Genomic DNA, 10,145 nt, shown 5'->3' on the forward strand with positions numbered 1-10,145 from the left:
ATTATCCCTCTTGCCCAACCATTACCCCTCTTGCCCAACCATTTACCCCTCTTGCCCAACCATTTACCCCTCTTGCCCAACTATTTACCCCTCTTGCCCAACCATTTACCTCTCTTGCCCAACTATTTACCCCTCTTGCCCAACCATTACCCCTCTTGCCCAACTATTTACCCCTCTTGCCCAACCATTATCCCTCTTGCCCAACCTTTTGATTTCATCACAGTTTCACATCTCTTCTGTTTTTGAAGCGTGAAAAAATTCATTTTTAATCTGTCAACCAGCCTCACGTTACCGTGAGGCTTTATTTTATGGAGAAGCAAATGAGAAAAATATCTAAAGCAGGACTTGCACTCATTAAACAATGGGAAGGATTGCGTTTACAAGCCTATAAAGATGCTATTGGGGTGTGGACAATCGGCTATGGTCATACCAGCACGGCTGGCAAACCGTTCGTTCACAAGGGCATGATCATTACTGAAGAACAAGCAGAAGAAGTTCTTTGTCAAGATTTAAGGCAATTTGAAAACACCGTTGAAAAACATGTGACGGTTTCTTTAACGAATGAACAATTCGCCGCACTCGTATCGTTTTGCTATAATGTAGGAACGGCAGCTTTTTGTAATTCGACCCTTCTAAAAAAGCTCAATAACGGCGAATATGAAGCCGTCCCTGCTGAGTTACAAAAGTGGACCAAAGCAGGAGGAAAACGTCTTCACGGTTTAGTGCACCGTCGTGCAGCAGAAGCAGGCTTATGGGCGAAAGGGGCTTATGTTTCTTCCAACTATCAAACCGTAGAAACGCAAGCACCAACGGGTGTTTTCAAGGCAGAAGCGCTTACGCCGATTATTGGTTCTTTTTCTGGTCTTGGCGGTTTATTGGCAGGCAATGGTCCTATCCAATGGGCATTAGCAACCATTATGGTTTTAGCCGCCTTCGTTGGCATTTTCTTTGTGGCAAAACGGTTTCGGGAGCAGCGTTTATGATGGGGTGGTTGAAAAAAAATCTGATGATAACAGGAGCGGCTCTGACCGCTTTTTTTATTGCTTTAGCAAAAGCTTTCACTCTTGGAAAGAAGATTGAGCAACAAAAGCAAATAGAAACAACACTAAAGTCATCAACAACACGGCAAGAGGTGGAAAATGAAATTAATCAAAAAAGTGATACTGATGTACGGGCTGCTCTTACTCACTGGTTGCGCGATAAAAACAATCAATGAGCCTTTTTCTTGCGTTGGTTGGATGCCCATTTATTTAGACAACAAAGATCTCAATATCATCAGTTCAAATCTCGCAAGAGATATTTTAAAGCATAACAAACAAGGGGAACACATGTGTGGGTGGAAACATGGCTAGAAAAAAAACACAAGACGATAAAGAGCTTACAGAAAAGGAAAAAGAAATCCTACAAGAAATCATCATGACTTATAAAAGTATAAAAGTGATGTCGCGTTATACGAAGTGGATTATATTCATCATTGTGTTATTAGCGCTTGATTTTTCACGGATTATAGATGCGCTGGGAAATTTTTTTACACAAAAATCGAATATTCAGCTCTAAAATAAAAAATAAAAAATGAACCGTGAGACGTGTTCAATTATTTTAAAATATAAAAAGCCATTCGTTATTTTTTGAACACATGGAGTTTTATTGATGATTTTTCACGTCTCACGAGAAATTTTTATACACTCTTCACAAACACTTTCATGAAATGAATTTAAGGGTATGAAGAGAGATTTTTAACAAACACGTAAGTCAGCAACTTTGGTAACATAAGAAAAGGATCATACCAACATACATTTTTTTAATAATCTATTGATATCCAAATGATTTTATACTCTTCATAAATCCCATTACCAAGAATTTGTATTAAAAGACATTTCTTTTAAAGAAGTGCATAAACAAGCAATGTAATGGTAGCCTTACATAAAGCCTCTCATCTTTACGTTTAATAAAAAAGCAAGCCGGCTCCTCTCACCCTCCCAATGCCCTGCCTCCCAATACCCTGCCGCCCAATGCCCTTATGTCCTATGCATAAAGATCAAATTGAAGAGAATATATGAAAAATCCTTGGCTCGAAAATATGAAAAGAAGGCATGAAGCTACAACAGAATTTCGCGTGCCTTTATCATCAGAAGCATTAAAAATTCTAAAACAAGCGCGCCTACTGTCTCGTAATGATTTTTTTCAGCTATCTGTCATGGTCCCCTTAGCTCAAAAATTGCTCCCCTCTCAAGAATTTTCTGTCACAATATAGGCAACAAACAGAACTTGAGTATGACAACATGGGTTTGGCTCCAGTTTAGGTGATGCGCTTACCGAAAAAAAGATGAGAGCAAGGCAAAAAATTAGCTTTTATCTTTAAGCTTCTCAAATGGAGCAGTCTCCCCATTTCAGAGATCAACGAAACAGAGAGATGCTTATCACCTTATGCAAAAGCTTGAAATACCAGCATCTTATTCATAAAAAAACAAACCAGCCCCATCATGCTCTTTTCAATTCTGTCTTTCCAACGCTCAATAGGTACTAACTCTTAATTACTAACTCTTAACTACTGACTTTTAATGATTGCGTTGGTTTATAAAAACCGTAGTGACCTCTCACCTTATGAAGCACAAACACAGGATTTTTTAATGATAAATGAATAAGCTTAAAATAAAAAAAAGAACTATATGAGAAAGAAATTATTATAAATCAAAGAATTGTATTTTTATCAGCAAAATATTTTCAAAGGCAATCACAATCTCTGCACAATAGAAACATTTCATAAATGCAAGAGAAAAAGCCAAAAACCAAGAGTGAGATCTATTCACTCTCTTCACAATGACGACATATCCCTCCGTGGAAAAGAGAATAATCCTCTAAGATAAAGAAACAATCATAAAGAGGAAAATTCGTATGCACAAAAGAAATATACAAAAAAACGGGCCCATAAGACCCGTTTCTTTATTACGTCTATGGAAAAGAGCTTAGAAATCCATTCCGCCCATTCCGCCCATTCCACCAGCAGGCATTGGAGGCATTGGAGTGTCTTTTTTGGGAACTTCAGCAACCATTGCTTCTGTTGTGATCAGAAGGCTCGCAATTGAAGCCGCATTCTGAAGAGCAGAACGCACAACTTTCACAGGATCAACAATTCCCAAAGCAATCAAATCACCAAATTCACCGGTTGCGGTATTGTAACCATAAGTGTCAGCATTATTTTCCAGCACTTTGCCCACAATAATAGCGGCTTCTTCACCAGCATTGGTTGCGATTTGGCGCGCTGGAGCTTGTAGAGCACGACGAACGATACTAATACCCGCTTCTTGGTCAGGATTACTTCCCTTAACAGTCAACGCATTTGCTGCACGCAACAATGCGGTACCACCACCAGCAACAATACCTTCTTCAACAGCAGCACGTGTTGCATTCAAAGCATCATCAACACGGTCTTTCTTTTCTTTCACTTCAACTTCTGTTGCACCACCCACACGGATAACAGCAACACCACCAGCGAGTTTAGCAAGTCTTTCTTGCAATTTCTCACGGTCATAGTCAGAAGTTGTTTCTTCGATCTGAGCCTTGATTTGATTGACGCGAGCAGTAATTTCAGCTTTTTGTCCAGCACCATCAATAATGGTGGTATTTTCTTTAGAAATATTCACTTTCTTTGCACGTCCAAGCATATCCAAAGTGACATTTTCAAGTTTAATGCCCACATCTTCAGAAATAACCTGTCCAGATGTCAAGATAGCAATATCTTCCAGCATTGCTTTACGGCGATCACCAAATCCAGGAGCTTTTACAGCAGCAATTTTCAAACCACCGCGCAGTTTGTTAACCACGAGCGTTGCCAAAGCTTCACCTTCCACATCTTCAGCGATAATGAGAAGTGGTTTTCCAGACTGAACAACAGCTTCAAGCACAGGAAGTAAGGATTGCAAATTAGACAATTTCTTTTCATGAATGAGAATGTAAGGATCATCGAGATCAGCGACCATTTTCTCAGCATTTGTGACAAAATAAGGGGAAAGATACCCGCGGTCAAATTGCATTCCTTCCACGACTTCCAATTCCGTTTCAGCGGTTTTAGCTTCTTCCACGGTAATGACGCCTTCATTGCCCACTTTTTCCATAGCATCAGCGATCATTTTACCGATTTCAGCAGCACCATTGGCGGAAATTGTTCCCACCTGTGCAATTTCTGCAGAAGTTTGAATTTTTTTAGCTTTTTTGAAGAGGTTTGCCACCACTTCTTCAACAGCAGCATCAATTCCACGCTTCAAATCCATTGGGTTCATACCAGCAGCAACGGCTTTAACACCTTCTTGCACAATAGCCTGTCCCAAAACAGTTGCTGTTGTTGTTCCATCACCGGCAACATCATTGGTTTTAGAAGCAACTTCGCGCAACATTTGCGCACCCATATTTTCGAACTTATCTTCCAGTTCGATTTCTTTTGCAACGGATACACCATCTTTTGTGATGCGAGGCGCACCGAATGATTTATCAATCACCACATTGCGACCTTTAGGGCCGAGTGTCACCTTCACAGCATTAGCAAGAATGTCGACACCGCGCAACAAACGCTCACGCGCATCACGGCCAAATTTGACTTCTTTAGCAGCCATTTAATTTCTCCTTGGAGTTTTTTTCAAAATAGTACACAATGAAAAACTAAGCGCTTCAATTAGCCCATAATTCCCATAATGTCAGATTCTTTCATGATGAGGAGATCTTCCCCATTAATCTTGACTTCAGTTCCAGACCATTTTCCAAACAAAATACGGTCTCCTGTTTTGACTTCTAACGGCACGCGCTTTCCATTATCATCCAGAGCGCCATTGCCAACAGCAATCACTTCGCCTTCTTGAGGTTTTTCTTTTGCTGTATCAGGGATGATGATCCCACCAGCTGTTTTATTTTCAGATTCAACCCGACGGACAACGACACGGTCGTGAAGTGGGCGGAATTGTATATTAGCCATGTTTTAAATCCTTAAAACTGAACATAATTGCATTAATCTTAAAAGTTCTTGCTAGCACTCTCTTCACGTGAGTGCTAACATGAGTTAGATATAAAATCGGCATCTCTCAATGTCAAGAATAGCCATAAAATAATTTTTCTAAATGAAGCTTCAAAGTCTTGCCTCTTATTGCACTTTCGCGTTATCTATCTTTTTTGAGAACCCGTGAACAAAAAAGGATCTTATCATGGTTGAAACACGTCAGGAAACGGATAGCTTTGGAACGATTTCGGTCCGTCAAGATCGTTATTGGGGCGCACAAACTGAACGTTCTCTGCATAATTTTAATATTGGCAGTGAAAAGCAGCCTCTTGCCATCATCTATGCCTTAGTCCTTGTCAAAAAAGCAGCAGCACTTGTAAATATGGACAAAGGCAAACTACCAGAAAATATTGGAAAAGCAATTATTGCCGCCGCTGATGAAGTGCTTGCTGGCGATTTTGATACGCATTTTCCACTCTCCGTCTGGCAAACAGGCTCAGGCACACAAAGCAATATGAATGTCAATGAAGTCATTGCTAATCGTGCTAGTAAGATTTTGGGAGGAAAGCTTGGAAGCAAAAAACCCGTTCATCCCAATGACCATGTCAATATGAGTCAATCATCGAACGATTCCTTTCCCACGGCGCTTCACATTGCCACCACGTTGCAAACACGCCAACACTTACTGCCAATCCTTGAAGCTCTTATTGCGACATTAAAACAAAAAGAGCAAGAATTTGCAGACATCATTAAAATCGGCCGCACCCATACCCAAGATGCAACCCCTTTAACCTTAGGGCAAGAATTTTCAGGCTATCGTACCGCATTAGAAGCCAATCTTCAGCGCATTGAAAATGCTCTAACCGATGTCCAAATGCTTGCTCAAGGTGGCACGGCTGTTGGCACAGGACTGAATGCACCCAAAGGTTTTGACGTTGCTTTTGCGCAAACAGTAAGCACTCTCACAGAAATAACGTTCCAAACTGCCAGCAATAAATTTGAAGCACTTGCCCATCATGGCGCCCTTGCGCATTTCCACGGAAGCTTGAATGCTCTCGCTGCTGATCTGTTTAAAATTGCTAATGACATTCGGTTTTTAGGCTCTGGTCCACGTTCCGGTTTAGGAGAACTCAGTCTTCCTGAAAATGAACCCGGCTCTTCCATTATGCCCGGCAAAGTCAACCCCACCCAGTGTGAAGCCATGACCATGGTTTCTTGCCAAGTCTTTGGGAATCATACCAGCGTAACCTTTGCCGCAAGCCAAGGACATTTTGAACTCAACGTTTATAAACCTGTTATTGGCTATAACGTTTTACAATCAATTACCCTTCTTGGTGATTGCATGCGTTCTTTTGATATGCATTGCATTCAAGGATTACGGGCCAATCGTGTTCATATTCACTCGCTCATGGAGCGCTCACTCATGTTAGTCACAGCTCTTGCACCAGAAATTGGCTATGAAAAAGCTGCTGAAATTGCCAAAGCAGCGCATAAAAATGATACAACTTTGCGCACCGAAGCATTAAAAGCAGGCGTTTTTGTAGAGGATTATGATCGATTAGTTGATCCTAAAAAGATGATTGCTCCCCAATAAACAACCCACTAAAAAAGATGCAAACGTCTTAAAACAAATCTTTCTGTCAAAAAATCGGGGTGTAAACACCCCGATGATGACCGATAACAATTACCCACAGCGTTCATTTTAGGCTCTGGTCCGCATTTATGCTATGGATGGTTTTGTTGCTTATGTTGTACTTAAAAGGCACAACGGTTTTGGAAAGAAATGAATAGTCATGGCTCAACACCCAATGGCTATACTGGCAGAAAGTGATTTAAATGGCTATGACCGTAAGGTGTTTTTCATTCTAGCTTCACATCTTGATTTTAAAAATCAATTAGCTATCAACCAAACAGAATTAGCTCAAAAAAAATCAGTATTAATAGACATAATTTCAATCGAAGTAAAAAAGATTAATGAATTCATAGTAGTTACGCTTACAATGTTATCATTATTGATAACATTGGGTAGATAACTCTTATCTCAATGAGATAATATATTGATTTATAATAATAATCTAGCGTTATCCATATTGAATGAGAATCCTAAATACCGTAAGATTTTCTCATTTTAAATCTGTCCCATGTTGCATCAATCAAAATCACTGACTAGCACATCACAAACGCAATGAATGTATGGATAGAAATTGTATAAGATAAGGACTACAAACGCCTCTAATGAACCACCTCAAGCGCCAAGGACTGTCACAACACCCACGAACTGGCAAATATAGTAATGGCACCGGCTTGCTCCTCTATGAAGCGTAAAAGAGATGCTCAATAGATTTATCGTTATATCATTCATAATCGCCGTCGTGAAATGGGTTTAGGAACATTGAGAAATATCTCTTTTATGAAGCGTAAAAGAGGTGCTCAATAGATTTATCGTTATACCATTCATAATCGCCGTCGTGAAATGGGTTTAGGAACATTGAGAAATGTCTCTTTTATGAAGCGTGAAGATGGGGCGTGCTCAATAGAGGAACAGCTGTTGGAACAAAATTTGATGCACTGAAAGGTTTTGATCTTTGCTGAAACAATTCACTCTCTGACGGGATATCCTTGACAGCTCGCAAGAAATTGGAGGCATTTGCCCATTATGACACCCTCACCCATTTCCACAAAAATCTGAATGCACGCGCTAATCTCTTTAAAATAGCCAACGACATTCAGTTTTTAGGCTCTCATCCACGTTCCGGCTTTAAGCGAACGGAACGGAGAGTTTTCCGTTTTACATGGCGCATAAGAAACCTCATGAGACTTGAGATTCTCGCACTTTACTCCTTCTTATTCTTCGTATTCCATTCAATCAATCAAAACTATTTGCTTGGCAATCAAAACTATTCGCTTGGATTGCCATAAGCAAAAGTGGCACATATAGATAAAAAAGAAATAAAGTCGCTCATCTCCTCAAGTGCTCAAAAGGCTATCGCAATAAAAAGCTACGCAATATCAGAAACGAGCAAAGAATATAATGGTGCCAATATGCATTTTTTACGTTCAATTGAATATTAAGCACATTGATTTCAATCACAATGGATAATGCATTTAACACTTAACAACAAAGAGTATTTTTAATGTATATAAAATAATGTTTTTTAATAAATAAAAAGCTTTTTTACTATATTATAATTTTTTCTAAAACACAGAGAACACTGAAGTGTGTATATATAAAAAATACTGAAAAATCAATACACACGCGAGATAATAGCATGAAAACAAGTTTTAAGAATGCTTAAATATGAATAATTATAGATTTTTTTGAGTATTTTAGTTTTCATAATGATTATTAAATATAGATTTTTTTAACCGATTCGTGTATAATGCGATTTATATTCTAAATGAATTGGGGATATTTTATGAAAACAAAATGTTTAATAGCACTATCTATTTTTACTTTCATTACCGCTTCAACAGCGCAAGCAGCAGATACGGTAATCTTTAAGCAATCAGAACCGAAGGTTTCATTGCAAAATGATTCATCGTCACGTATTTCACCGGTTACTATTTCTGCACCTTTTTCTTGGTCTGGTTTTTATTTAGGAGGACAAATCGGATATTTTTCCAATAAAAATACTCTAAATTATGTAGAAGAAGCCAGAGACGGAAAATGGGCTTGGATTGATAGAGATTTATCACCGAAACTATCAGGATTGAGAACAGGGTTGTATGCAGGTTCTAACATTGATCTAGGAGATTTTGTTTTCGGTTTTGATACCGACTTAGTCTGGTCTGGGAGGAAAAGCACCCAAACAGACAGTGGAAAGAAAATTTTAGATAAATTAGACTCCATTAACGTTGCCTTTAAAGAAGCTGGGATTCCTATCATAAAACCTGCAGCTCAGGATGAAACGATACCCAACTATGGTGACATTGTTGTTAGCAGTGTAACATTGAAAGAAATAGGGGCTGGTGCTACGCGCGCGCGCATTGGTTTTGCTTCCCATCGTCTTATGCCTTATATTGCAGGAGGTATAGCCTATAAACAGATGCAATATATCATGTCACTTTTATCAAAATCGCAAGAAGATTCGACAATTTTTGCTTCTGGCAATATGTTAGATGAGACAAAAACAATGATTGGTTACACTGTTGGTGGTGGTTTTGATCTTGCAATGACAAATAATATCATTATGCGTACAGAATATCGTTATTCAGATTTTTTTAAAAAGAACTTTGCAAACGATAACCTTAAAATCTCTTCTCAAGCGCATGATGTTCGCTTTGGTATCGCTTACAAATTCTAAGTTTTGTAGAAAAATTGAATGATTAAAAAACCCTGTTAAAAACGGGGTTTTTTTATGCCCCTTTCCCCTAAAAAGACGTAGATTCTAAAAAACAGTACTAAACTGTAAACAAATAGTCACGAAACAATAAAGCCTCTCCCTCTCTTAAAGCAAGCTTCTATCCTCGCAGCCTTTCATGTAATGCATTTGGAATATAAAAGCTTTACTATCATATCACTGAGCGCCATCGTAAAATAAATGAGAGCCGTTATGTAAGAGATATTTCTTTAAAATAAATATGGATATTGCGCATCAATAGCAGTTTTATAGGATATATGTTGACTTTCCTCCCCGCTCTTAAAGAATAAAGCTTCTAAAAACCTATGTTTAAAAATCCATTTTTAAACACCATGTCCATTTATAAAAACACAAAAACTCTTGAGGAATCTTGGGAGATTTGGGCGGGCTTCTCTGGGCTCCTCCGCATAGAATGCCCTTAAACCTAAAGCAAAACAAACACACTTAAGAATATCCAACACACACCGAAAAAAATACTGTAACGTTTCAAGGAAGTATGCCCTATATTACCACACTTCAAACGACAGTGTTTTACAGCTATTGTATGCCAGAGTGGAGAGAGGATATTGCGGTTTTCTGTTTATGTAATTTCTGTAACGGGGAGACAGCTTCATTTGGGGAGCACATGAAGTTGTCAAGGTAAAACCCAATTTCCAACCTTACCCTTTTCCTCTGCTTTACGACTTCCTAAAGCCTCTAAAGCACTATTTTTTAAACCTCTAAAACTCTGCCTTTTAAAGAGAGGAGATTACGCACTACCCCATGCTTTTGTTTCTCACATATCTTTTTGGCGATCA

At 38.9% G+C, this 10,145-nt stretch carries 9 protein-coding genes and 1 pseudogene; 8 read left to right on the plus strand and 2 right to left on the minus strand.

Going from position 1 to position 10,145, the window contains the following annotated elements; genetic code table 11:
* The first annotated feature begins 320 nt into the window (after nt 1-320).
* The 4 genes from ACFILW_RS02200 (at nt 321) to ACFILW_RS02215 (ending at nt 2,254) form a co-directional block, all read left to right on the plus strand.
* A complete protein-coding gene (locus tag ACFILW_RS02200; protein WP_375622877.1) occupies nt 321-983 on the plus strand; it encodes a lysozyme in 663 nt (220 codons plus the stop codon).
* Nucleotides 980-1,216 (plus strand): hypothetical protein, encoded by a 237-nt coding sequence (locus ACFILW_RS02205; RefSeq protein WP_375622879.1) that lies wholly within the window; start codon nt 980-982, stop codon nt 1,214-1,216. Before ACFILW_RS02200 ends, ACFILW_RS02205 begins: the two co-directional genes overlap by 4 nt.
* Before the next feature lie 128 nt (nt 1,217-1,344).
* The gene (locus ACFILW_RS02210) at nt 1,345-1,557 is read left to right on the plus strand and encodes a hypothetical protein (protein WP_375622881.1); all 213 of its coding nucleotides are present in this window, start codon (nt 1,345-1,347) and stop codon (nt 1,555-1,557) included.
* A 499-nt stretch (nt 1,558-2,056) separates the two neighbouring features.
* Nucleotides 2,057-2,254: a hypothetical protein gene (locus tag ACFILW_RS02215; RefSeq protein ID WP_375646505.1), complete on the plus strand. Its 198-nt coding sequence runs from the start codon at nt 2,057-2,059 to the stop codon at nt 2,252-2,254.
* A 712-nt stretch (nt 2,255-2,966) separates the two neighbouring features.
* Here the strand turns inward: ACFILW_RS02215 and groL are convergent.
* Together groL and groES are read right to left on the minus strand one after the other, a co-directional pair.
* Entirely contained in the window at nt 2,967-4,610 is a 1,644-nt protein-coding gene (gene groL / locus ACFILW_RS02220) for a chaperonin GroEL (protein ID WP_375622883.1), read from the minus strand.
* A 59-nt stretch (nt 4,611-4,669) separates the two neighbouring features.
* Nucleotides 4,670-4,966 carry a co-chaperone GroES gene (gene groES / locus ACFILW_RS02225; RefSeq protein WP_005774667.1) on the minus strand — a complete coding sequence of 99 codons (297 nt, stop codon included), beginning with the start codon at nt 4,964-4,966 and terminating at the stop codon, nt 4,670-4,672.
* 226 nt (nt 4,967-5,192) lie between these two features.
* Here groES and fumC point away from each other — a divergent pair, with 226 nt between their 5' ends.
* The 4 genes and pseudogenes from fumC to ACFILW_RS02245 all read left to right on the plus strand — a co-directional run bounded on the left by fumC (nt 5,193) and on the right by ACFILW_RS02245 (nt 9,291).
* A complete protein-coding gene (gene fumC, locus ACFILW_RS02230; protein ID WP_375622885.1) occupies nt 5,193-6,581 on the plus strand; it encodes a class II fumarate hydratase in 1,389 nt (462 codons plus the stop codon).
* A gap of 199 nt (nt 6,582-6,780) precedes the next feature.
* Nucleotides 6,781-7,020, plus strand: a complete 240-nt coding sequence (locus tag ACFILW_RS02235) for a hypothetical protein (protein ID WP_375622887.1) — start codon at nt 6,781-6,783, stop codon at nt 7,018-7,020.
* 505 nt (nt 7,021-7,525) lie between these two features.
* Nucleotides 7,526-7,744: pseudogene (locus tag ACFILW_RS02240) on the plus strand (lyase family protein); the annotation flags it as partial.
* 659 nt (nt 7,745-8,403) lie between these two features.
* Nucleotides 8,404-9,291: an outer membrane protein gene (locus ACFILW_RS02245; RefSeq protein ID WP_375622889.1), complete on the plus strand. Its 888-nt coding sequence runs from the start codon at nt 8,404-8,406 to the stop codon at nt 9,289-9,291.
* Nucleotides 9,292-10,145: the final 854 nt, after the last annotated feature.

Origin of the sequence: Bartonella sp. TT110JLCBS, assembly GCF_042193405.1 — a bacterium.
Classification (GTDB): domain Bacteria; phylum Pseudomonadota; class Alphaproteobacteria; order Rhizobiales; family Rhizobiaceae; genus Bartonella.